Consider the following 22,992-nt stretch of genomic DNA (forward strand, 5'->3'; position numbering starts at 1 on the left):
GAACAAAGCCAGCAGACAAAACTTGGGGGCAACAATGATCGTTGAGTTCGGATGGCTTCTGGACCGAGCCCCGTGGGCTTACACTGAGCCTGGCCTGAACCACGTGCGGGTAGGCCGCAAGGGATTGACCACCCTGCTGCAGACACGGCTGGGCATTACCCGCCCCGAAACCCCGCACGCCGAGCGCATCGGCCAGTACCTGCAGCGACTTCAGTCCATAGACACACCGGCCCAATGGTTCCATGCCTCGCTCCAGGTGGATCCATGGTCCACCGCCCGGGAGGTTCTCGACGCCCGGGACGACGCCGTCAGCAACGGATGGGACGGCACGCTGCCCGAGAACGGTCCTGACGTCGCAGGTCCTTCGCCGTTGCTTCGCACGCTGACTGCTGCGGAACATGCCGCAGGATATTTGGCCCCCTCGCTTGCGGACGACACCTTGGAACTGCTCGACGCCCTCGACACTCCCCTGCCGCTCGGGATCGACCAGCTGATCCTCCAGCACCCCGAGACATCCTTCCCCGCAGTCTGGCAACGCATTATCGCCAAACTTCGCGGGCACGGCGTCCAGGTCAGCGATGCGACTCAGGCACGTGTCCAGCCGCGCCTGACAATTCTCACAGCCGAAACAGAGTGGGAGGCCGCCGAGCAGGCAGCCCGTTGGCTTTCCAACGGAGACAACGCCAGAACAGCTGTGGTGTGCTCGGACAGCACCTCCGTCCTTGACCAGTACCTTGCCGGGCATGGACTACCCCGTCTGGGTGTGGGCGCCCGCTCCCCGTGGCGGGTACAGGACCAGCTAGTTCCCCTATTCTTCGAGCTCATCTGGGCCCCGGCCGACGTACGGCTCCTGGCTGAGTTCCTGTCGCTCCCCGGCAGCCCGGTCAAGCGACGGGCAGCGCACCACCTCCTCCAGGCCCTCCAACAGGCACCCGGCACAGGCGGCGCCGCTTGGAAGGAGGCCATCCGGAAGATTGCCGACGACGAACAGCTTGGTCATGACCTGGCCGCCATCCTCGACCGTACGTTTAACGCTGGCCTGATCACCGGGGACAACGCCAGCGGAGCCGACCTGGCGGGGAGCGCGGCGTGGTTGGCCGGGCGGCTGCGGGCCCGCGCCGCCGTCGACCCCGTCTTCCAGGCCCCGTCCACCCAGCTACAGCGGATTCTGGAGCTCGTCGCGCCCCTCCCGTCCGTCTCCCGCCGCGAGCTGCGGCGCATCATCTCCGCCGTGGTGACGCCAACGTCCAGCCCCTTAGTCGCCGCGGAAGCCAGTCCTTGGCTCCGGCTCAACCATCTGCACGAACTCGGTGGAAACGTCGAGAACGTACTGTGGTGGGGCTTCCGCAGTGGATCCGTGGCTCCGGGGCGGCGCTGGGACGCGCACGATGTCGAGACCCTCGCCAGGGTGGGTGTCCACCTGCCGTCACCGGAAGGCCTTGCGGCGCTTTCGGCCGGGCAGACGCTCGCAGCCGCCAGCCGGTGCCGGAACCTGGTCATCATCCAGGCCCAGCAGCTCAATGGCGAGCGGACGGAAAGCAATCCGCTCCTGGAGGCACTGGCCGCCGCCCAGCCCCCGCGCCCGGAAGAGGGAACTGCGAAGTCATTGTCCGAACGCATCGCCCTACTGAGCACGACGCCGGCCGAGCTCACCGGCCCCGACGGCCGCTGGCGGTTCGCCGGGCGGAGCGCCCAGCTGGTTCCCGTGGACCGGCACCTGCCCGTTCCACCTCCGCCTGTCCACGAAGTTGGCCCGAATCCCTCGCTACGACCGGAGCGACTGTCCTTCAGCCAGCTAACGACGCTGCTCGGCTGCTCCCTTGCCTGGGTGCTGCAGAAGAAGTCACGGCTGCACGTTGCCGACGCCGCTGGCATCCCCATGGACAACCAAATGCTCGGGAGCTTCGCGCACAAGGTGGTGGAGGTCCTCCACCATCGCCTTCGCCCCAAAAATCGCGCAGTTCCCGACGAAACAGAGATCCGGCTGACCGTCGACGAACTGATTCCCCACTACGCCTCGGAACTGCTGCTGCCGGGCCAGTTGCGCCGCCGTTCCGCCGTCACCGCCACCCTCGTGGCCTCGATCGGAACCTTCTTCAGACAGCTCTCAGGGGGCGGCATAACGCTCCAGGACGTCGAGCGGGAATTCGAAAAAGACGTACTTCTGTCCGCCGACGGCGAGGAATTCACGGTCCACGTGAAGGGCAGCGCAGACGCCGTGGGCATCGACGCAGAAGGCCGCACCGTCGTCGTCGACCTCAAGTGGACCAATAACGCGAAGTACCGCCGCGAGGAAATCCAGCAGGGCACCGCCCTCCAGCTAGCGCTCTACCAGTGGGCCCTCCATTCCGGGGACACCCCGCCCGATGACCCGACGGCGTTCTACCTGCTGAAACAGGGCGCTTTCGCGTCGGCCCATCCGCACTTCGGAACGCCCCTGCCCCGGGCGGTTGAGCCCGCGCAGCTTTGGACACGGGCTGTGGCGGCCGCCGAATTCACTGTTGAAGAAGTGCTAGCGGGCCGCATCACCGCAGCCCAGCCGGCCGACGACGCCCGCACGGCAGACGTGCCTGACCGCGCCCAAGTGGACGCCGACGCTGGCAGACACCACATAAAGCCGCCTTGCCGTTTCTGCGATTTCGGTGTGCTCTGCGGATTGAAGGGGGACTTTTCATGAACCTGCTGGACAACGTCACCATGGTCTCGGCGAGTGCCGGGACCGGCAAAACGTTCCATCTCACCCAGGTCATCGCCGAAAAGATCGAGGACGGACTGCCTGCCGACGCCGTGATGGCCACAACCTTTACCAAGAAGGCGGCTGGTGAGCTGAAGGAGCGCATCGGGGCGCGGCTTCTGGATCAGTCGGGTTCAGCCTCCTCGTCCGGAGATCTCACGCTGGCCGAGTCATTGCAGCTCGCGGCGCAGCAACTGCCGGCGAGCCTTATCGGGACAGTGAACAGCGTCTGCGGAAAACTGCTTCAGGAGCATGCCATCGATGCAGGGCTCTCCCCGGCACTTGAAGTGATCGGAGAGGAGCAACTTCATGGGATCTTCCACCTGGCCACGGACACCATCCTCGCTGAGCACGGAGCCGATATCCTGCCCATCGCCCGCAGGATGGGCACTGACGGTAACGGAGCCCGGGACGCACAGCCGTGGGAAGAGACTGTTCGCGCGATCGTAGACGCCGCGCGCACCAATCTCCTTGATGCCGACGATCTGGCTGCCTGTGCCGAGCAGTCCTGGCGCGGGCTCCGGGAACTGCTGGACGAGCCGGGCCAGGACGACCGGCAGGTATGGCACCGGGAGTTCATCGAGCGGCGAATCCAGCTCGATACCGTTGCGAGGACGGGAATCGGTCCGGACGGAAAAGCCGCGAAAATCAACACGAAGGCTTTCTGCGAGCAGTACCCCAAGGTGATCCAGAAGCTCGACCAGGCGGTCAACGTCGATGACACACCGTGGGAGATCTGGCGCGGTTTCATCGCGTCCGCCCCTGCCGCGCCGATCAAGTCGATCTTCTGGGACCTGCGGGAACGCATTCATGAGGGACTTCTCTCCAACCCGGCGTTCCACTCCGACTTGGAGCAGTACATCCGGCGCATCTTTGCCTGTGCCAACGAATGCCTCCTGACCTACGCCGAGTTCAAGCGGCTTCACGGGCTCATGGACTTCGTGGACCAGGAGACCCTCGTCCTCCAACTCGCCCGGAACAGCGAGGCCTTCCGCGCATCGTTTGGCCGGCGCATCAGCTTCCTTGTTGTCGACGAGTTCCAGGACACGAGCCCGCTGCAGCTGGAACTCTTCCTCCAGCTCAGCAGCCTGGTGAAAGAGGCCGTGTGGGTAGGCGATCCGAAGCAGTCCATCTACGAATTCCGCGGCACCGACCCGGACCTGATGCAGGCGGTCGTTGACCGCGTGCCAACGAGACAGCAGCTTTCACAGTCCTGGCGGTCCCACCAGGCCGTCGTCGAGCTGTCCAACGCTGTCTTCGAGCCGGTATTCGCCCAGCACGGCATGGCTTACGACACCGTGCACCTCGAGCTGCCGGAGGATCACAAAGACTGGTCACCCGGAAGCCTCGAGGCCTGGACGCGTCCGCAAAGCAACGATGGCGAGCGCTTGCGTGCCACGGCGGCCGGCGTTGCTGAGTTCCTGGCACGCCGCACAGAGTTAAGCCCGGGAGACGTTGCTGTGTTGACCCGGTCCAACGCCGATGTCGAGGCGCTCTCCGCGGCCCTTGACGGCTTGGGTATCCGGGCAAGCCGCAATCCGCGCAAGCTTGCCGACGCCCGTGAAATCCAGTTGGCCCGCGCAGGAATGGCTTATGTGGCGGACGGCTACGACACGGTGGCACTCACCGAGATTGTGGCCCTCCACCCCGGTCATTCTGCGAACCTGACATGGCAGCGGGAACTGCTGTCCGCCGTCGAGCCCTCAACGGTGCTGGACCGCTGGAGAACGGAACCATTGCTGACAGCGCTGGATGCGCTGCGCACGCAGGCCAAGACGGCAACGCCGACCGAAATCTTCGAAGCGGTGGTCGGTGCGCTGGGACTTCCGCGGCTGATCAAGTCCTGGTCCGCGCCGGCGACACGACTGCGCAATCTCGACGCTTTCCGCGGCGCCCTTGAGGACTACTACGAGCGTTGCCTGGCGCTCCGCTCGCCCGCCACCTTGCGGGGATTCCTGACGTTCTTCGGTGCGGAGCAGCAGCAGTCGGCTGAGAACGCCGGCCCGGACGTCGTCAACGTCCTCACCTACCACAAAGCCAAGGGGCTGGAGTGGCCTGTGGTGGTCATGGAAGCACTGGACAAGGACCTGCGCTTCGCGGCGTTCGGTGCCGCCGTGGAACAGGACGGAACGCTTGATCTTGAGCAGCCCCTCGCCGGACGCTGGATCCGCTTCTGGCCTAGCCCTTTCCCCTACTCCGGCTCTCCGCTGGATGCCCGCGGCAAGGAGAGCCAGGTGGCCTTGAACGCCGAGGAGCGCGAGCGGCGGAACGTGGCACGGCTGATGTACGTCGGAATGACCCGAGCTGTGGAGACCAATGTGCTGACGGGCAAGGGAAACGTCCCCGGTCTGCTGAACAATCTCGGCGTCGAATCCCTTCTGTCCTGGTCTGCAACCGAGGAACCCGAAGCCCGGGACTCCGGGGCGGACCTGTTCGAGGACCCTGAGTCGCCAAGCGCCTCTGGGACGCTGAAGGTTGCCGGCGACGGCGTCTTTCCGGCCCGGGTTGCGACACTCGAACCGGCGGAGCAGACTGCGGCCGTACCCGCAGTGGCCGCACAGTTCACCGACGCGCCGAGTCAAGTACCCCCCGTCGCGTATCTTCCGGCGCGTCTGACCGCCAGCTCCGAGGGTTCCGGCGCGGACAAGGCAATCGTGTCCTTGGCTGCCGAACTTGGCTCTCGGCTCGCCGAGCATGGTGCGGACGAATGGGGCGCCGTGGGAAGCGCGGTCCATGCGTACCTCGGCACCGAATACGGTGCTCTGGACGGCGGGCAGCAGCTGAATCTTTCGGAAAGAATTATCGGGCGTTGGAAAGTCGGACATCTGGTCACGCCTGAGCTCCTCGTGACATCAGGAACCCGCCTAGAGGAGTACCTGGACTCAGAGTTCCCCGCCTGGGTCAGGCACCGTGAGGCCGCTATTGGCTGGCGCCCGGACAACAGAGTAATGGAGGGGTGGATAGACCTTTTGCTGGAGGGGCCGGAAGGATTCGTGCTTGTCGATCACAAGACGTATCCGGGCAGCGATCCCGAAGCACATGTGCGGGAAAAGTACCTTGGCCAGATGGCGGCGTACCGGAATGCGATTCTCGCTGCGACGGGAAAACCTGTGTTGCGGACGCTAATCCACTTTCCGGCATTGGGCAGTGTTTACGAGGTAAGCGAGGCGTAGAACCCGGGTGCGGTCACCACCAGTAATGACCGCACCCGCCGTTCTGGCAGGCCCATTTCGGAACACCGAGTTCTGTCTTACCGGTCCGCGGGTAGTAGCGCTCTTCAGTGAGTACGACGCAGCCTGCGAACTCCGCTTTCGGGTACTGTTCCCTCGCATCGGGCATAACCATGCCGTAGATGATGCGCCAAGACTCATGCCCGCAAACCGGACACTTCCTTGTCGCAGTTCTTTTCCTTGTCGCGCCGTCATTAGCCATACGAGCAATATAAAGGCTGTCGTGGGCATTTCCCCGACTTACAAAAAGTTCTTATCGCCAAGCGTTTTTTGTAATCAGCCGGTCCGTTTGGCACTGTCACTGTTCTGGGGCACAGCTTTGAGGTCGGCGTCCACGGCCTGGACAGATCTACATCACGCTCCTTCGCGCGGAGACACTACGATCAGTGCAGGTCAGGGCCGCCCGCCTCGACGATCTCACCGAGCACGCTGATAGGTTCGTCGGAGTCGTCTAGGCCGGATTGGTCGTCGTAAGGAAGCCATCCTTGTGATTCCCCCTCTTCAAGGTGCGGGTACTTTTCAAGGAGAAACCGCCGACGGTACGCGATATTGGCGGCGTCAAAGATCCCTTCCAAAGTGGTCCAGTTAAGGGTCCCGCCCACGAGAATTCCTGCAACGGGAACAACCTTGCCAAGCCCCTGCTTTGTAAGGCGAACGCCGAATGCCTTCGCGAATTGCTTCGAGACCTGCGAGACGATCGATCTATCCAGAACTTCCCACGTCTTTTTGCGGACAAGAGCTTGGGTGAGGCGTGAAATGTCGGCCAGTGCGGCAGACTTCGCACCGGCGGACACAGCCGTTCCGGCATTGACGACAGACATGATGAAGAGCTTTTCAGCAGGTTCTTCCGGATCGTAGCCGTAGTGCAACGACACTTCGCCGACGCAGCGGGACCCAAGCGCCAGAACTAATGCGGCGTCGCCAACGAAGGCGCCGGCGATTACGGCACCCGAAGGTGCTGCCGCAGCACCACCAGTGAGGGGGACTGCAAGTTCCCCGCCGGAGATCGCCAGTCCTGCACCGGCTCCAGAAAGTGCAGCAGCAAGCGGATATCCCCAGCTCGCCCCTCGTCCACGAACAGCGTCGATCTGCTCGAGGTCCAAACGTCGCAGGTCGGAAAGGTTACTGACGGCATGCTTTCGCTTCTTGTGCTTCGCTACCACTTGCTTTGGTGAGAGTCCTGCCCTTGAGACCCGAGCCACCGATTTGCGCATCGATGTAAATGCAGCGCCGCTCCAATCGGAAATTCCATCCGGAATGGCCTCGGCCGCTTTTCGAGCCCCGGTGCCGAGCGCGTGAGCTCCCCTGGAAACGAGCTCCTGTCCCCGGACAACGGTAGCTTGAGCTCTTGGCCTTTCCTCCAAATACTGCGTAGCGCGTTCACCGATCTTCTCAGCGCCGATGGCCACCTGCTCGCCCGCATTTCGTATCGCCTGTGAGAGCGGTCGGCCCTTGAACCGCTGGATGTTGTGCCATGCTTCGAGCTCGTACGTCGAGGGTTCTGTCATGCCGCAATTATGCCTTCACGTAGCAGTGAACGCAGTCCGACACGATGGCAACCGGAAAGCGACCCACGAGCAGTACGAGCCACAGGTATATAAGAGCATCGGACTTCATCCATGAAGACATGTAATTCTTGAATATTTTGATGATCAATCTTGAGTCATTGCTGAGCAAGGGCAGTTAGATTGGTCTTACGGTTCACAAGGTTGGTAGCCAAGAGTACCGAACAGCAAGGCCCTTGCTCACTCAGCGAGGGCCTTGCACGTTTCCGACGCGGTGCAAGGGCGGCGGGCACTTATCGTCTCCGTTTATACCGGCCCGTTGGTCTTAGCCGGTAAGACGGTGACGGGGCGGCTGCCTGGGTTCGCAGGTCTCGCCGAGGGCATTACCCCTAAAGACGCCGCTGCCGGAACATCGGAAACGACTCCCGCACCCGCTCCACCGTCTCCAGCGAAACCTTCACCGCCAGCACCCCAGGCTCCAGCCCAAGATCCGCCTCGACAACCCCCATTGGATGGACCAGCACGCTCCGGCCGACAGACACCGGCGGCGCCTGGCACACCCCGGCCACGTACAAACTGTTCTCGATCGCCCGCGCGGCGTTCAAGGCGAGCCACTGCTCCGTTTTGTGCTCGCCCGGCACCCAGGACGAGCAGACCAGCAGAACCTGCGCGCCGGCGTCGGCCAGCGACCTGGCCAGTTCCGGGAACCGCAGGTCGTAGCAGGTCATCAGCCCGAACCGCACTCCCCCGTGCTCGAACACCACCGGGTCCGTGGACGGTCCGGGCTTGATGAACGTGGACTCCCCGAAGCCCTGCGCGTCGAAAAGGTGGATTTTCCGGTAGGAAGCCAGCGGGCCGCCGTCGGGCCCAAACGCCACCAGCGTGTTGTACGCCCTGCCCGGCTCGTCGGAGGTTTCCACCACGCCCGCCACCAGCGCGATGCTGTGGCGGCGGGCAATGGCGGCGAGCTCCGTGCAGACGGGGCCGTCCAGCGGCTCGGCCACCGCGGGAAAGGTCGCGTCCACCTTCTTCTTCTCGTAGGTGGCGTACTCCGGGAAGGCGACCAGCGCGGCGCCGTCGTGGGCTGCTTCTGCGGCGAACCGGTCGATCGCGGCGAGGTTGGCCCGGATGTCGGCGCCCGACTCCAGCTGCCCCAGCGCTATCCTCACAAGAAGTTCCTTCCCTCGGCCCAGCGGCCAAACAACCACGCTGACCAGAACTCAGGCCGCGGCCTCGACCGTCGCCTTCTCGGTCGCCGTCATCTCCGGCGGCGCTGCCTTGAACCCGCGGGTGATCAGGGCCAGGACCAGCACGCCCAGCACCAGCCAGGACACTCCCAGCGTAATGGCGTTGCTGTCCAGCTGGGAGAGCAGGTAGGCGCAAATGATCGCGCCAATCACCGGGACCACCACGTAGGACACCGGGTTCAGCTGCTGCCCGGCCCGGCGCTGGCGCACGTAGTGGAACACCACCGAGGCGTTCACCAGCGTGAAGGCGGTGAAGGCGCCGAAGTTGATGAACGACGTCGACGTGGCCACGTCCAGGAAGATCGCGATCAGGCCGATGATGCCGGTGATCACCAGATTCACCACAGGGGTGTGGAACTTCTCGCTGAGCTTGCCGAAGACGGCCTTGGGCAGGACGGAGTCGCGGCCCATCGCGTACATCAGGCGGGAGGCGCTGGCCTGGGCGGCGAGGCCGGAAGCGAACTGTGCCACCACCAGGCCGGCCAGGAACACGGCGCCGAACAGCTGCCCGCCGATCTGCAGGGCGATGGAGCTGGCCGCGGACGCGGAGTCCTCGAACACGCCGCCGGGGTGGACCAGCTGGGTAACGTAGGACACGGCCACGAAGATGCCGCCGCCGATCAGCGCCACGAGCATGATGGCGCGCGGCATGGTCTTGCGCGGGTTGACGGTCTCCTCGGTGAGGGTGGTGACGGCGTCGAACCCCAGGAAGGAGTACGCGGCGATGGCCGCGCCGGCGGAGATGGTGGCGAAGCTGGAGGTGCCGTTGACGAACGGCTGGCTGCTCACCAGTCCCCCGGCGCCGGCGGTGGACACCACGTTGCCGATGGACAGCGCCACGAAGAACACGATGACCAGCAGCTGGAACGCCATCAGCACGTAGTTGGCCTTGTCCGCCACCTTGATGCCCAGGATGTTCAGCAGCGTGGTGATCACGATGAAGCCCACGATCCAGAGCCCGATGGGGATGCCGGGGAACTGCGCGCTCAGGTACGAGCCGCCGATCAGCCAGATGACCATGGGCAGGAACAGGTAGTCCAGCAGGATGGCCCAGCCCACCAGGAAGCCCACCCGGGGATCGATGGAGCGGCGCACGTAGGTGTACGCGGAGCCGGCCACGGGGTAGGCGATGGCCATCCTGCCGTAGCTGTGCGCGGTGAACAGCATGGCGATCAGCGCCACCAGGTAGGCGGCCGGCGAGGCGCCGCCGGTGGCTTCGGCGATGATCCCGAAGATCCCCAGGACGATCAGCGGGGTGAGGTATGCCAGGCCGAACAAGACCAGCGAGGGCAGTTTCAGCGTGCGGGTGAGGGTTGTTGTCACGGTGTTTCCTTAGGGCTTGTAGGACGGCGGTGTCCAGGTGGCCGGATTGATCCGGCCTTGGTAGACGGAAAGTTCGACGGCGGGCTCCCCCTCGCGGAACTGCGACCAGGGGCGGTTGAGGTTCTCCGTGCCATGCGTGCGGACGCGGTCGACGGCGGCCAGGTCCAGTTCCGCGGTGAGCAGCTGCGGCTGATCGTCCGGTGCCTCGGCGAGAGTGTTGCCCTCCGGGTCCACGATGATGCTTTGGCCCCTGCCGGTGGGGCCGGCGCAGTTGACGCTGACCATGAACACCTGGTTCACGATGGCGTTGGCCTTGGCGAGGATGAGCTCCTGCCTGCGGTCCGGCGTCGTGGTTTTGACGACGTTGAGGATCACCTCGGCGCCCATCCAGGCGAGCTGGCGGGACACCTCGGGGTACCAGGCGTCGTAGCAGATGTTCAGGCCCACCCTGCCGATGCCGGGCAGGTCCACGGTGGTGAACCGGTCGCCGGGATCGTACGGCTCGAACGGGCGCCAGGGGAAGATCTTCCGGTAGTACCCGGCGAGCTCCCCCTCCGGGGAGAGGACCAGCTGGGTGTTGAACAGCTGCCCTTCCGGGCCGCGTTCGCAGACGCTGCCGGGGACCAGCCAGATGTTGAGGTCTTTCGCTAGCTGTTTCAGTTCTTTGACCCTTGGGCCGTCCAGCGGTTCGGCGGATTCTTGAAGGATTTCCGTGCGCTGCAGGTCCGGGTTTTCGTCGCCGAACAGGTGCAGCTCGGGGAAGACCACCAGCTTGCTGTGCGGCTGGGCTTCGAGTGCTGCTTTGACCTCGTCAGCGAAGGCCGAGACGGGTTCGCCGATGAGCCGTGGCCTTGCCTGGGCTGCGACGAGGGGAAGGATGCGTTGCATGTTTTTCTCCACTTTGGGGTGTGATCCGGGTTATATTAGATCAGAATGATCCAATAAAGGGAAGGGGGCCGGTGTGGGCCGTAAAGTAGCGGTTATGACGGATCGGCTGGAGGACACCGCCGAGCCCTCACGCCTGAGTGCCGGCAGGATGCCCGGGATGGAGCGGCGGAGCGCCATGGATGCGGTCCGGATGCGGATCGGGATGGCGATTTCCCTCGGTTTGCTGAAGCCGGGTGAACGGTTGCCGGACCAGGAGGACGTGGCGCTTGGTCTTTCGGTCAGCCCGATTACGGCCCGCCGTGCGCTGGCGAGCCTGGCGGAGCAGGGTGTTGTGGTGCGCCGGCGCGGCCGGGCCGGCGGAACCTTTGTTGCTGATTCGCCGCCTACGGATGTCTTGGCCGAACTTTCAGCGTCCCCTGCGGAATCCCAGGCCGTGAACCGGCTGGTGGACCGGAGGCTTTTGTTCGAATGCGCGGTGACCCATTATGCGGCAGTTAATGCCACGCCTGAGCAGCTGGATGAGTTGGAGCGGCTGACGCGCGAGATGGCGGAGTCCACAGACTGGTCCTACTATCACCGGATGGACGAGCAGTTCCATCAGCTGGTGGGCACCGCGTCCTGCCTGGACTCCGCCGTCGGGGTCTACCACGAGACTCTTGCGGAACTGTACGACTACTTCATCCCCTACCCGATCGAGAAGCTGCACAGATCCAACCACGACCACATCGCTTTGGTGGCCGCCCTCCGGGCTGGTCATGTCGAGGAAGCGGTGGAGCTCGCCCGGAAGCACGTGGACATCCTCCACGGGACGATGTTTATGGGGCTGACGCAGGGCGGACGTCCGTAGCGCCCAGTGCAGGAACGTAGCAACTTCTAGCGCGTGCCCTGCCTTATGCGTCAGTCGTTCCCCGAGCCTCCCTGTAGAAAGCAAGTATGTACGGCAGGATTGAACCGTGGACGACTTCATGATCAGCGCTGAAGAAGCCGCTGCCAATATTGGGATGAATCCGAAAACGTTACGACAAAGGCTTCGTGATGAACGGCCTCCAGGCGCCCGACAGTTCCCTCCGCAGCATGGAGGAAACTGGTTTCTCAGGCCGAGTTACGTAGAACAACTCGCCGCCGAGCGCGGACGGCGTATTCCGAAACCGCCGTCACCTCCCGCTATCCCACCCATTCCAACCCATCTGCCGACAGTTGAAAAGCCCAGTCTTCACCCTGCTCCCGTCCGTGCAGTCGCCACCCCCAGTCATGGAACTTGGTCCGAATGGACCCCGTTTGACGATGCCCTTAAAGTCGCACCGCGATTTCCCGGCGTTTAGATGTTCCGGATCGCAGCGGAACCTCATCGCGGCCCTGTCTACATAGGCATGGCGGGAGAAAGGAAGGGCAATGGGCTCCGTGGCCGACTGGCAATCTACGCAAGCGGCAAGGGAGCCGGCTCCGGGTTGGGAGAGCATGCTTTCGACAGGGCATTGGAAGACCCGAAGTGGCTCCAAGCACGGCTGGACGAAGCTCATGCAGGCACTCCCATGAGGGCGAAGGAAGCAGCGCGTTCAGCAATTGACCATGCAGGACTGGAAGTGCGCTGGCAGACGCTTGAGACCAGAGCCCAGGCCCTTCAGGTGGAAGCTCAACTGATCAACGAATACAGGAATCAGCTCTGGAACCGCTGATACGACAGACAACTCCGCCGGTCACTTACCGCGCCCTCCTGAGCCTTTATCAGCTGCCCAAGTGCCATGAATAGCTGGCATCGTTCCAGTTGACAGTTGCCGAAAAGCGGTAGCCTGAGGATGACCCGTCAGCTTCGGTCTTGTTGACTGCGATGCATTGGAAGGTCCCGGTGATGGCCGTCAAGTCATCGGACGAACCTCCACCAAGAGGGGTGCAGGATGCCCGGGTGATTGGCCCCTCGAGGACTCCTTTGGCGACACGGGACTCGGCGTCCTTCAGGATGGAATCTTCTAGGGATGTCACTATCAGCTTCCGCTGGGCGCGTTTGGTTGCATCTGCTGCCTGTTTGGCAGCGGCCGCGGCCTGGGATGCCCGCGTAGCTTCCGCCTGACGTTTGTTTTCCGCTTCGGCCGCCGACGCTGCCGCAGCCTTCTCTGCATTGACCTGGTTTGCGTGCTGAATATTAAGTGAAATGGCAATCCCGGCTACCGCAATAATGAGAACGGCTGCAGCTATAGCCACGAGGCGCTTATTCACATTGGCGAAACGCCGTCGCGCGACATATGGCGTGCCACAACTCGGGCAGTAACCACCGACGGTCAGACTTTGCACACTGCATTTAGGGCAGACCTTTGTCTGTGGCTCTAGGGAATCCGTTGAGTTTGGCGTTCCGGCAGGGAAGGCGGTGTTGCTGCCGGAGACATCTTCCTCAGGCTCCTCCGGACGAGGCGGACCGCCCTGAGGTGAATTGTTAGTTGCTGAAGTCGTCACAGTGCATCTCCCTTTGCCCGGTTTCTGAATCAGTCAGGTAGGAAGTCAGGCGGAGGCCGGCAAGGTGAGCGGGGCTGGTGCGACTTTTCGGTTGAACTCGTGCTGCACTATGGCTGAACCGATGGTCCCGAGAAGGAGCATCAGCCAAAAAGCAGCATGACGTCCGAGACCACGACGCGTGAAGGCTTCGACTCCCACAGAGTATTTCCATAGCCAAACGATGTTGGCGATAGGCAGGACCAGCAACCAAGCGGTGGGTATGCCCGTGCCGTACTTATTCATTTCGTTCTTCGTTTTAACACTCCAAACCAAGGAGTAGATACCGAAAGTGACGAGAGGCAAAAGTAGGGGAGCTGCGATGCTGCGGTATTTCATAATTCTCCTAGGTACGTTTTATGAACTCTCGGAGTAATACCGTCGGCGCAACACAGCGTCGTAGATTTCCCCCGAAAGAGACGGTATCCGACGGCCGTTATGCGGATCGGCGAATCTGCGCAAATCTTGAGGTGATCCTGCGGGAAACGTCATATTGAAGAGTCGCAGTGACTTTTTCCTTGAGCGCGAGATGGCCGCTCCTCATCCCTCGGGCCTGGATACGTGGCATTCAACTCGCGCCCTCGTTGCGTGCCTTTCGTACTTGCGTTGCTTCAGCCGCCGTTTTTGCCCTTCACCGCGGTGGAAGTTAGTGGGATATGCTTCCTCCAGTTGTGACAGAAGTTATATTGGGGGCATATGTGAATTCGAAGACGCCACTGAAGTTCGGGGCCACACTCGTGGAGTTGATCCGGGCCAGGCACCCGATCCTTCTCGTCGAGACCCACGAAGGTGACAGGGTAGTCGCCGCGGCGGAAGCCGTCGCGGTCAGCCCGGACATTCGTCGTCAGCGGAGGGTCGTCACTTACACCGTTTCGAGGGGACTGCACGCCCCCGGTCAGATGACGGGAAAGCCCACGGCTCCCGACGCTGCCCTAGCAGAAGCGATAAAGACTCAAGAGCCGACCATATTCGTCTTCTTCGATCTGCACCACTTCCTAGGATCGCAGGGACGCCCAGCCGAGGCCACCATGGTGCGTGCAGTGCAGGACGCAGCGACTGCGTTTCGCACGGGAGAAGTCCCGCATACTCTCATCATCGTTTCACCGGGAATGACGCTTCCGCCTGACCTGGAAAAGGAAGTCACTGTTGTTGACCTTCCTTTGCCTACAGCAGGGGAAATCGAGGGTGTTCTGGATGAGATAGTCAACGCGAACGCGGCATCGATCGTCGTTGATCTGAGCACGGATGAACGTCAGAGGCTCATCCAAGCAGCACAGGGCCTCACGCTTGGCGAGGCAGAAAATGCCTTCGCACGCGCCATCGCTTCGGACCGTCGACTGGACGCTTCTGACATCGCTCTGGTCCTTGACGAAAAGCGCCAGACCATCAGGAAATCAGGACTGCTGGAGTTCATCACGCCTGAAGGTTCGATGAACGACGTCGGAGGCTTGGAAAATCTGAAGAAATGGCTGGAAAAGCGGAACGGCTCGTGGCTGCCCGAAGCCCAGCGCTGGTCCATCCCGGCGCCGAAAGGTGTCCTCATAACGGGCATCCCCGGCTGCGGCAAGAGCCTGACAGCGACATGCATGGCGACGCTCTGGGGTCTGCCCCTACTCCGCCTAGATGTCGGCCGAGTCTTCTCCGGCCTCGTAGGATCCAGCGAGCAAAATATGCGGGGAGCTCTCAGGCTGGCTGAGGCTGTCTCGCCCTCCATCTTGTGGATAGATGAAATTGAAAAGGGCTTTGGTTCCAGCGGCAGTGGTGACTCGGGCACCAGCCAGCGGGTCTTCGGTACATTTTTGACCTGGATGCAGGAGAAAAAGAATCCGGTCTTCGTCATCGCCACCGCAAATAAGATCGATACCCTTCCGCCAGAGTTCCTCCGCAAGGGCCGCTTCGACGAGATCTTCTTCGTGGACTTGCCAACCAGAGAGGAACGCGTCCACATCTGGCGCATCCAGCTTGAGAAGAGACTCACCGCGGGGTCTGCGGCGAGTGGCGATTTCGAGATCAACAGCGACTCCCTGGGCTTCCTTGCGGAACATACAGAAGGTTTCTCAGGTGCAGAAATTGCCGAAGCGGCCGTCAGTGCCTGCTTCGAGGCTTATTCTGAACGCCGGCGGTTAAACGAAAAAGACCTCCGACGGGCGATCACCAACACTGTCCCCTTGTCGGTCACCCAAGCCGAGCAGATCAAGGGAGTCCGAGATTGGGCTTCACAGCGTGCCGTGGCAGCAACGTCGACGAGTTCCAGGGGCGATTACTCCACCAGCGGGTCAGCAGCGCCAGCAGACGTCAACTCTTGGCGTGGTGGTCGGCAGATTGACTTCGGGGACTAGGCCATGAGTCTCGAAGTCCTCCTCATCCCCCTTGGGATTGCCGCCATCGCGGCTATCCGCGAAGCGCGTAGCACTGATCTCTGCGAGAAGTGCAAGACCACCCGGATCAAGGACCAGCAACTGCTCCACGACGCGCTCCTTGCAATGGGCGCCACCAGCCTCAGCGTCGCAGAAGGGCGCATTACCGGCGACAGCCCTTACGGCCGGATCACTTTTCAACGGATCGGTGAACTGTTCCTCGGGCGTGTCGATCGCGCCGACGACCAGGTCACTGACAACATGCTGGCTGCCTTGGACATGACCGTTGGTGCCGTGCTGCAGCAAAGAACGATCGCTTCCTTGCACGCCCGGGCCGCGGAGATGGGGATGACCCTGGTCTCCCAGACGGCAGCAAACGGAGAAGTTCAACTCGTTTTCGAACAGGCCACATAATGCAAAAGAAGACCATAACTATCACGGTTTCAGCCTCCGGATCAATCACTGCTGAGGCCAATGGTCCGGGCCCAGCCTGCGTAGATGAGCTGGCGGCGATTCAGGCACTCCTCCCCGACGCGGTCATTGCGGATTCACGCCTGACTCCGGCCTACTTCCAAACCGCCACACAAACAGTGGCACATCAGCAACTACAGCATGAGGGGGACAACGGACGATGACGCCCGAAGAAAAACTGTGTTCACGAACATGGCGGCTGCGGAACAGTGCCGGAGTCCTGTGGAGTATTCTCTCCTTCGGCTTACTTACGGGCGTGGGAATTCTTATCCGCGGGGTGAAAGCCAAGAACAAGCTGTGGATCCAAACGGGCATAGGGTTCCTCGTTTTGGGGGTCGGCCTCATGGTGGCGACCGGAACGTATGACTCCGGCACGAAGGAAGCACCTATTCGTTCCACGGCGAGCACCGTTTGGGGATGGGTATGGTTCCTCACCTTCATCGGTGGACTCGTGGCAACCTTCATCACAAACCGGAAATGGCTGGTGTGGAAGGCACACGCTGGCGACACCAAGTGGTATGCCCAAGCCGGTAGTTCCGCACCCTCGGTTAGTACCAACCCTGCCGCAGGCTACGATCCCAACGCCGCGTCCGCCGCCTTCAGGTCAGTCGTTCCTCCACCTCCGGCACCTCCTGTGCAATACGCTCCGCCAGCCCAAATTTTTTCGGGTCATAGTGCCCAGTCGGCCGCCATTGACGTGAATGCGGCACCCACCCAGGACCTCGTTGCTGCCCTCGGAATCGATCATGCCGTTGCCGAACGTATCGTGCAGGCACGTCAAAGCCAAGGACAGTTCACCTCCTTCGAGCAACTCATGGCCAGGGCCCAGATACAACCGCACATTCTCATTCCACACCGTCACAGGCTTGTCTTCGGAAATTCAAACAGTGGGGCTACGCCGTCCCCGGACCAGCCACAGCCAACACGGCGCAGCGCAAATCAAGCAGCCCGTTGACTCGACCTTTGACGACGGACGTGCTGCGCATCGCGCGTGTCCTTCATGGGACGACAGCCGAAGGCCCTGGCCTACGCACAGCTGTCTGGTTTCAGGGATGTAGCATCCGCTGCATGGGATGCATTAACCCTCACCTCTTTAGCCCCAGCGGCGGAAGCGATGTGACGGTCAGCGACATCGTTCTTGGTGCCATGGCCGGGGAAGTCGAGGGCCTCACGCTCATCGGGGGTGAGCCCTTTGACCAGCCTTCCGCCGGTGCAAAGCTTGTCACAGAGGCGCAGGAACAAGGGCTTGGTGTCATCGCGTTCTCCGGCTACGAGTACGAGATGCTGCGTGACAGGGACGAAGACACCAAAAGGTTCCTTGCCGGGATTGATCTGCTCGTCGACGGCCCCTACCAGGCATGGAAGCAGGAAACAGGTCGAGCATTGGTCGGTTCCACCAACCAGCGCTTCATCCATATCTCCGACCGGTATCGCTCCTACCAGCCTGATATGGCTGCCAACCGCGTTGACATACGGATTCTTCCTGATGGTTCCATCGACGTGGCCGGCTTCCTTGACACGGATGCGCTCAAGAACCTACTCGAAGCAACGGGAACGAGCAGAAAACCGCGACGAGCAATCGCCGAGTAGAAAGGCGACAACCGCTGAGCGCGTCCTCTCCTAACATCCTGCACAAAATTCGAGTTGTGGAAGGCTAAGTAACCCGTCACCCTATCAATCCCGCGGGCCTCGGGGTTATTCTGCTCGAGCGCTACATAGTCCTCTCCGGAACTTGTCCTCGCTGCACGTACTTTCCGTAATTCCGGATTCGGGGCAATAACAATAGAACCGTGCCTTCAAAATTAAGGACAAGGGGCTCAGGGGGTTGCGCGATCTGGTACCGCGCTAGCCGGGTGGCACCGTGCATCCCTCCTAGGGCGACTATGCACATCACCCGTGGCAGCATGAAGAACCCAAGTGCCGCCAACGGTACATCTGGCTCCATGATTCCGTGGTTGCCGGCAGACTTTGTCTCGTTGTTTCTGTACACGAGAAAATTGCAGCCGGCTTAGGTGGATTGACTTTGACGCATTCTTAAAAAATGATACTTGTGCCATATTCTGTCATTCGGTCTTCTATCCGAATTGGGGGAATATGCAATTCAAGCCATCAGCCGGCATCTTTGTTACAGGCCTGGTCCTATCGATCATCGGCACTGTTTTCGGATTTATCGGGATCGGTATCGCCGGTTCGAGCCGTTCCTACTACTCCAGCGGTGCATCAGCCGGTGGAGGCTTCTTAGCTTTCCTTGGCTTCGCTACCGCCTTGATCGGAGTGGTTCTGATTTACGTTGGTGCCAGCCGTGCTCTCAAAATCATTGATGCGTTGCCATTCGTGCTGAACTTCAACGGGCAGGGGCAGTCTTCCCACATACCCGCCCACCAGCCAGCTACCCATCAGCCATCTGCTCAGCAGATCCAGCAATCTCCTCCCGCGCCGAAGCCACAGCAGCAGCAACCCAACGCCCGACCGCAGACCCCTCAGCACCTCGTGTACAACGAGCCACAGGGCGAGCAGCAGCCGCCAGTTCAATAGCTGGGGTTCGCCGTTGGAGGTTGGGTCGTAGGGCGCCCGTACGGCTGGTCTCTCCCCTGGAACTCGTCAACGAGGTCCGTGCCTTCTTAGTACAGGGCGATGCTCCGCATGTGGTCCAGGTCCCCCCCTTTGGCCACGCTCCTCCGCTCTATGTTGCAAACGGACGAGCGCGGACGCGCCTGGCAGAACGCCCTCATACGAGGGGCCTTGAGGTTGCTAATGCTTACAGGGAAGCCGAAAGTGCGGCCGCCGCGCCAAGTTGTCAGAAGCCGCAATCCGCGTGCCGCCGTCGCACTTTCGCGGTGCGACTCCAAACACATCCGGCCTCCCCGCCAGAGCATGGGAGGCCGGATGTGTTCGGCTCCATCGGAACAATGTCACTACGCTGACACACGTTCTTCTTCGAGCCAGCTGAGAATGGCTTCGGTGTCGGCGCCGACGGCGGGCACTGGCTCCAGCCTGGGTACCCAGCCCGCTGATTCCACCACGGGGAGAAAGGCATTCACTGTTCCCGCCTCCGTTTCCACTGTCGAGATGCGGTTCCGCGCTAAAAGCTGGGGATGTTGATCCAGGTCGGCAACATCATTCATCCGGCCCTGGGCTATTCCCGCTTCGTCCAAAGCCTCTGCCACATCGAGGACAGGCCGCTTACCCAGCTGTTCATCGATGAGCAGGTCGAGGTCAGCGCGGTTGGCGATCCGGTTGCTGACCGTGTCGAAGCGCGGATCCGCAGAGAGCTCGGGCTTATTCAGCACCGAGGTGCAGAAGCGTTCCCACTCGCGTTCGTTCTGAACCGCGATCAGGAGTGAACCGTCAAGGCAGGAGACAGGGCCGTAGGGGGCGATGGATGCGTGGTGTGCTCCTGCCCGGACCGGGCGGCTTCCCCCGTAACGGGCGTAGTAGTACGGGAAGCCCATCCATTCCGTGAGGGAGTCCAGGAGGGATACGGACAGCTGGCGGCCCTTTCCCGTGACTTCCCGTTCATACAGGGCGCTGAGGATTCCACTGTAGGTGTACATGCCCGCTGCGATGTCCGCGATGGAGATGCCCGCCTTCGCCGGTTCATCCTCCGTGCCCGTCACCGAGAGGAATCCGGCTTCCGCCTGGATCAGCAGGTCGTAGGCCTTTTTATTTCCAAGCGGGCCACCGCTGCCGTATCCACTCAGGCTGCAGGTGATCAGCTGCGGAAACTCCCCGCACAGCTCTTCTGGAACAAAACCGAGCCGTTCAATCGCCCCGGGGGCGAGGTTCTGGACAAAGACGTCGGCCTTAGAGATCAGCCGGCGCAGCGCTTCCTTGCCGCTTTCTGTTTTGAGGTCCAGGACGATCGACTTCTTGTTCCGGTTAAGCCATATGAAGTGGCTGGATAAACCATGGACGGTTTCGTCATAGTCCCTAGCAAAGTCGCCTCTTCCCGGCCGTTCTACTTTGATGACGGTGGCCCCGAGGTCGGCGAGTTGGCGCGTGGCGAACGGCACGGCTACGGCCTGTTCGAGGGCGACAACCGTGATTCCTGTGAGTGGCAGCGTCATCGGACCGGGCTTTCGTCGTGGTGGTACCTTCCTTCAGCGTCAGTGGTGGCTCCGGGGACGGGGATGCCCCAGAACTTCGAGCGGAGGTCCTGGTGGACGGCAGGGGTGTTCACCGCAAAGATCTCGAAGTCCTCCTCGTTTTCGGCGGGGTTGAATACTTCGTGCCGCACTCCTGTCCGCTGGTGGAAGGTGTCCAGTGGGCCGGCGTCATAGAGCTCCCCATCGATCCGGACCTTGCCGTGGCCGGAGATGACGAGGTAGATCTCATCCCCGTAACCGTGCACATGTTCCGGGAAGCCATGGCCGGGCTTGATCCGGATCAGGCAGTAATCCATCTGCCGGTTGGGCAGGGCAAGGAAATTAATGGGCAGGTCGGTGGGGCAGCCTGGGAACTCTGCGGTGATGACCGGTTCGCGCAGGTTGCCCTTCGGAGAGAACCCCGCGTCGTTGCGGGCCTTCTCGAGGGTGGCGTCGAACTCCCGTGCTTTGTCCGCCAGGGGCCCGGTCAGCCGGGAGAATCCGTTGTCGGTAAAGAAATCTGTGGCGTCGCTCATGACATGGTCCTTTCAGGTTCTTCGGCGAACAGGACGTCGCCTTCATTCAATGCGTCGGCAGCGGGCTCGACGATGGTCCGGCCAGGTGCACGGCCGGGTGACCCGAACGTGGCGAGGGCGCGGTCCACGTCGTCCAGGCCGATGACCTGCCCGATCATGGTGTCCACGTCGATGAGCCCGCGGCTCATGAAGCCAAGCACGTCTTCAATCTCGTTCTTGTCGAAGGCGTAGGAGCCCATAACCGTTTTTTCCTCGCGGACCATGATGCTTCCGGCCGCAGTGTTCCAGGAGTGGGGACTGTGGCCAACCACCACCACGCGGCCTCCACGGTCCACCAGGCGTGTGGCGGCCTGGACGGTCTCGGGACGCCCGACGAAGTCCAGGGCATAAACAGCGTTTCGGGTCCCGGCCCAGGCAGGATGGTCAGCGTCCTCCAGTGCTTCGGCGGGGATACTGTGCGTCGCTCCGAGGCTCATGGCCAGCTCGAGGGCTTTCGGATCGGCGTCCACGGCAATGATCGGGTAGGCGCCGCGGATCTTGAGCAACTGCACGGCGCTCAGGCCCAGGCCGCCCACCCCGATCACGATGCAGCCCTCCCCCGCCTGCACCTGCGCGCGTTTGGAGATTGCGTGCAGGGAGGTGGCGAAGGCGTCCGTGGCCAGGGCCGCGTGGCGGAAGGGAACTGGGTCCGGAATGCGGATGAGGTTCCGTTCGGGCACCACCATGTACTCCGAGAACCCGCCGTCGCGTACGATGCCGAGCCCCTCCCTGCTGAGGCAAAGCGAGGTCCTGCCTGCCACGCAGTACCGGCACTGTCCGCACGTGATCAGGAAGTTCACCGCAATTCGGGCGCCGGCCTCGATCCCGGTAGAACCGGGGCCGGTTTCGCATACCGTGCCGGCGATCTCGTGGCCCAGGACTCTGGGGTAGTGAGGCAGGGGCGTCCGGCCGTTGAGGATGTGCAGATCGGAGCCGCACAGGCCGGCGGCTTCGACCCGTATCAGTACCTCGTCACCGGTTGGGCGCGGGACGGGAATGTCATCCACTTGGACGCCATTGCCCACCTGGTGCAGACGGACGGCTTTCATTTCCGGGCTGCTCCTTCACGCGCTTCGGCGTCGAGGTCCACCGCAGGGGTGGGCCCTGCCTGCAGGGACACCGAAGAGCCTGTGACGTTCAGGAGGAAACGGTCCGGGATGGCTCGGGCGATGTCCATAATCGCCTCCATGCCGGTGCAGTGGCTGGGAGCGACGACTTCGACGTCGAGGTCCTTCAGCGCCTGAATGGTCTTTTCGGTCTTGGCTTTGGGCGAGCCCGGGAAGCCCAGATGGAATCCGCCAAAGGCCCCGATGACCCGCTCAATACCGGTGATCTTCTTCGCGTAGTTAATCGTGTTGATGATGCCCGCGTGGCTGCACCCGGCGAGGATGATGATGCCGTCACCCAATTGGATAACCAGGGCCTGATCATCGGGAACCACGTCCGCCTCCACCTTGCCCTCGCGGACGTGCAACAGCGCGTTGGGCGCGGACAGGTCCGTGGGCGGAACCTCGAAGTCGCTCTCCCGGGGAATCGGACCTGTCGCAACGAGCCCGGGCCCGATCTCCAACGGCTGCGTGTGCTCCACCAGCATTCCGCCACGGGATGAGATCGATTCCTTGGTCAGTCCGTAGTTGAAGTACGGCGCCACCTGGCCGGAGGCGAGCCGAAGGTAGCGGGGGGCGAAGGCGTCGGGGTGCACGGAAATCGGCAAGGGCGCTTCCCGCGCGTCGAGCAGTCCTTGCAGTCCCCCGTAGTGATCCGGGTGCCCGTGGCTAAGGACCACGTGGTCCAGTTCGTTGGCGGCGAGGTGAAGTGTTGAGAGGTTGTGCAGCAGAACGTTTGAGGACATGCCGGTGTCGAACAGTGCCCGGTAGGTGTACCTGCCCCAGCTGACTTCCACGTGCAGCGCGATGCCATTTTCGCCCAGCACGCATTGGGTTTTCGGATCGAAGTGGTGGGCGAGCCCCGTGCGGGTGACGTTGGGAAGGTCCGCAAGCAGCATGTCGACGTGGTTGTCGGTCACCATCGTCAGCTTGACCCGGTCAACTCCAGGCATTTTCAACTCCTAGTTATGTATATGGACTCTCGTG

At 62.2% G+C, this 22,992-nt stretch carries 18 protein-coding genes; 8 read left to right on the plus strand and 10 right to left on the minus strand.

Features of this window, described 5'->3' with window-relative positions; all coding sequences use genetic code 11:
* The first annotated feature begins 34 nt into the window (after positions 1 to 34).
* Positions 35 to 2,677, plus strand: coding sequence for a PD-(D/E)XK nuclease family protein (locus tag QF038_RS15405; protein WP_307610977.1), 2,643 nt, complete (start codon positions 35 to 37; stop codon positions 2,675 to 2,677).
* The gene (locus QF038_RS15410; protein WP_307610979.1) at positions 2,674 to 5,907 is read left to right on the plus strand and encodes an exodeoxyribonuclease V subunit beta; all 3,234 of its coding nucleotides are present in this window, start codon (positions 2,674 to 2,676) and stop codon (positions 5,905 to 5,907) included. Before QF038_RS15405 ends, QF038_RS15410 begins: the two co-directional genes overlap by 4 nt.
* A 440-nt stretch (positions 5,908 to 6,347) precedes the next feature.
* Here QF038_RS15410 and QF038_RS15415 read toward each other — a convergent pair whose 3' ends face one another.
* The 4 genes from QF038_RS15415 to QF038_RS15430 all read right to left on the minus strand — a co-directional run bounded on the left by QF038_RS15415 (position 6,348) and on the right by QF038_RS15430 (position 10,927).
* Complete coding sequence (locus tag QF038_RS15415) at positions 6,348 to 7,472, minus strand: EcsC family protein (protein ID WP_307610981.1); 1,125 nt, start codon at positions 7,470 to 7,472, stop codon at positions 6,348 to 6,350.
* Between the two features lie 386 nt (positions 7,473 to 7,858).
* Positions 7,859 to 8,638, minus strand: a complete 780-nt coding sequence (locus QF038_RS15420) for a carbon-nitrogen hydrolase family protein (protein ID WP_307610984.1) — start codon at positions 8,636 to 8,638, stop codon at positions 7,859 to 7,861.
* A gap of 51 nt (positions 8,639 to 8,689) precedes the next feature.
* The gene (locus QF038_RS15425; RefSeq protein ID WP_307610986.1) at positions 8,690 to 10,039 is read right to left on the minus strand and encodes an APC family permease; all 1,350 of its coding nucleotides are present in this window, start codon (positions 10,037 to 10,039) and stop codon (positions 8,690 to 8,692) included.
* 9 nt (positions 10,040 to 10,048) lie between these two features.
* On the minus strand, positions 10,049 to 10,927 hold the full coding sequence (locus tag QF038_RS15430) for a carbon-nitrogen hydrolase family protein (protein WP_307610988.1): 879 nt from the start codon (positions 10,925 to 10,927) through the stop codon (positions 10,049 to 10,051).
* A 94-nt stretch (positions 10,928 to 11,021) separates the two neighbouring features.
* On the opposite strand from QF038_RS15430, the gene QF038_RS15435 reads away from it, so the two are divergent.
* The gene (locus tag QF038_RS15435; RefSeq protein WP_307610990.1) at positions 11,022 to 11,774 is read left to right on the plus strand and encodes a FadR/GntR family transcriptional regulator; all 753 of its coding nucleotides are present in this window, start codon (positions 11,022 to 11,024) and stop codon (positions 11,772 to 11,774) included.
* A gap of 878 nt (positions 11,775 to 12,652) precedes the next feature.
* On the opposite strand, the gene QF038_RS15440 is transcribed toward QF038_RS15435, so the two are convergent.
* Both QF038_RS15440 and QF038_RS15445 read right to left on the minus strand, forming a co-directional pair.
* Complete coding sequence (locus QF038_RS15440; protein WP_307610992.1) at positions 12,653 to 13,375, minus strand: hypothetical protein; 723 nt, start codon at positions 13,373 to 13,375, stop codon at positions 12,653 to 12,655.
* Positions 13,376 to 13,420: 45 nt separating this feature from the next.
* A complete protein-coding gene (locus tag QF038_RS15445) occupies positions 13,421 to 13,750 on the minus strand; it encodes a DUF4234 domain-containing protein (RefSeq protein ID WP_307610995.1) in 330 nt (109 codons plus the stop codon).
* 359 nt (positions 13,751 to 14,109) lie between these two features.
* Between QF038_RS15445 and QF038_RS15450 the strand changes: the two genes are divergently transcribed.
* The 5 genes from QF038_RS15450 (at position 14,110) to QF038_RS15470 (ending at position 18,774) form a co-directional block, all read left to right on the plus strand.
* Positions 14,110 to 15,750, plus strand: coding sequence for an AAA family ATPase (locus QF038_RS15450; RefSeq protein ID WP_307610997.1), 1,641 nt, complete (start codon positions 14,110 to 14,112; stop codon positions 15,748 to 15,750).
* A 3-nt stretch (positions 15,751 to 15,753) separates the two neighbouring features.
* Positions 15,754 to 16,182, plus strand: a complete 429-nt coding sequence (locus tag QF038_RS15455) for a hypothetical protein (protein WP_307610999.1) — start codon at positions 15,754 to 15,756, stop codon at positions 16,180 to 16,182.
* Positions 16,183 to 16,399: 217 nt separating this feature from the next.
* A complete protein-coding gene (locus QF038_RS15460; RefSeq protein WP_307611001.1) occupies positions 16,400 to 17,194 on the plus strand; it encodes a helix-hairpin-helix domain-containing protein in 795 nt (264 codons plus the stop codon).
* Between the two features lie 20 nt (positions 17,195 to 17,214).
* Positions 17,215 to 17,829, plus strand: a complete 615-nt coding sequence (locus QF038_RS15465; protein WP_307613497.1) for a 4Fe-4S single cluster domain-containing protein — start codon at positions 17,215 to 17,217, stop codon at positions 17,827 to 17,829.
* A gap of 504 nt (positions 17,830 to 18,333) precedes the next feature.
* Positions 18,334 to 18,774: a hypothetical protein gene (locus tag QF038_RS15470; RefSeq protein ID WP_307611003.1), complete on the plus strand. Its 441-nt coding sequence runs from the start codon at positions 18,334 to 18,336 to the stop codon at positions 18,772 to 18,774.
* Between the two features lie 380 nt (positions 18,775 to 19,154).
* Here the strand turns inward: QF038_RS15470 and QF038_RS15475 are convergent, their stop codons facing one another.
* From QF038_RS15475 to QF038_RS15490, 4 genes are read right to left on the minus strand one after another with little or no spacing between them, the layout of a single operon-like run.
* Positions 19,155 to 20,306 (minus strand): CaiB/BaiF CoA-transferase family protein, encoded by a 1,152-nt coding sequence (locus QF038_RS15475; protein ID WP_307611005.1) that lies wholly within the window; start codon positions 20,304 to 20,306, stop codon positions 19,155 to 19,157.
* Positions 20,303 to 20,860, minus strand: coding sequence for a cupin domain-containing protein (locus tag QF038_RS15480; RefSeq protein ID WP_307611007.1), 558 nt, complete (start codon positions 20,858 to 20,860; stop codon positions 20,303 to 20,305). The genes QF038_RS15475 and QF038_RS15480 overlap by 4 nt, the downstream gene beginning before the upstream one ends.
* Positions 20,857 to 21,948: an alcohol dehydrogenase catalytic domain-containing protein gene (locus QF038_RS15485; protein WP_307611009.1), complete on the minus strand. Its 1,092-nt coding sequence runs from the start codon at positions 21,946 to 21,948 to the stop codon at positions 20,857 to 20,859. Before QF038_RS15485 ends, QF038_RS15480 begins: the two co-directional genes overlap by 4 nt.
* Positions 21,945 to 22,958: an MBL fold metallo-hydrolase gene (locus tag QF038_RS15490; RefSeq protein ID WP_307611010.1), complete on the minus strand. Its 1,014-nt coding sequence runs from the start codon at positions 22,956 to 22,958 to the stop codon at positions 21,945 to 21,947. Before QF038_RS15490 ends, QF038_RS15485 begins: the two co-directional genes overlap by 4 nt.
* Between the last annotated feature and the right edge of the window lie 34 nt (positions 22,959 to 22,992).

The sequence above is a fragment of the Pseudarthrobacter sp. W1I19 genome, from assembly GCF_030817835.1.
GTDB lineage: Bacteria > Actinomycetota > Actinomycetes > Actinomycetales > Micrococcaceae > Arthrobacter.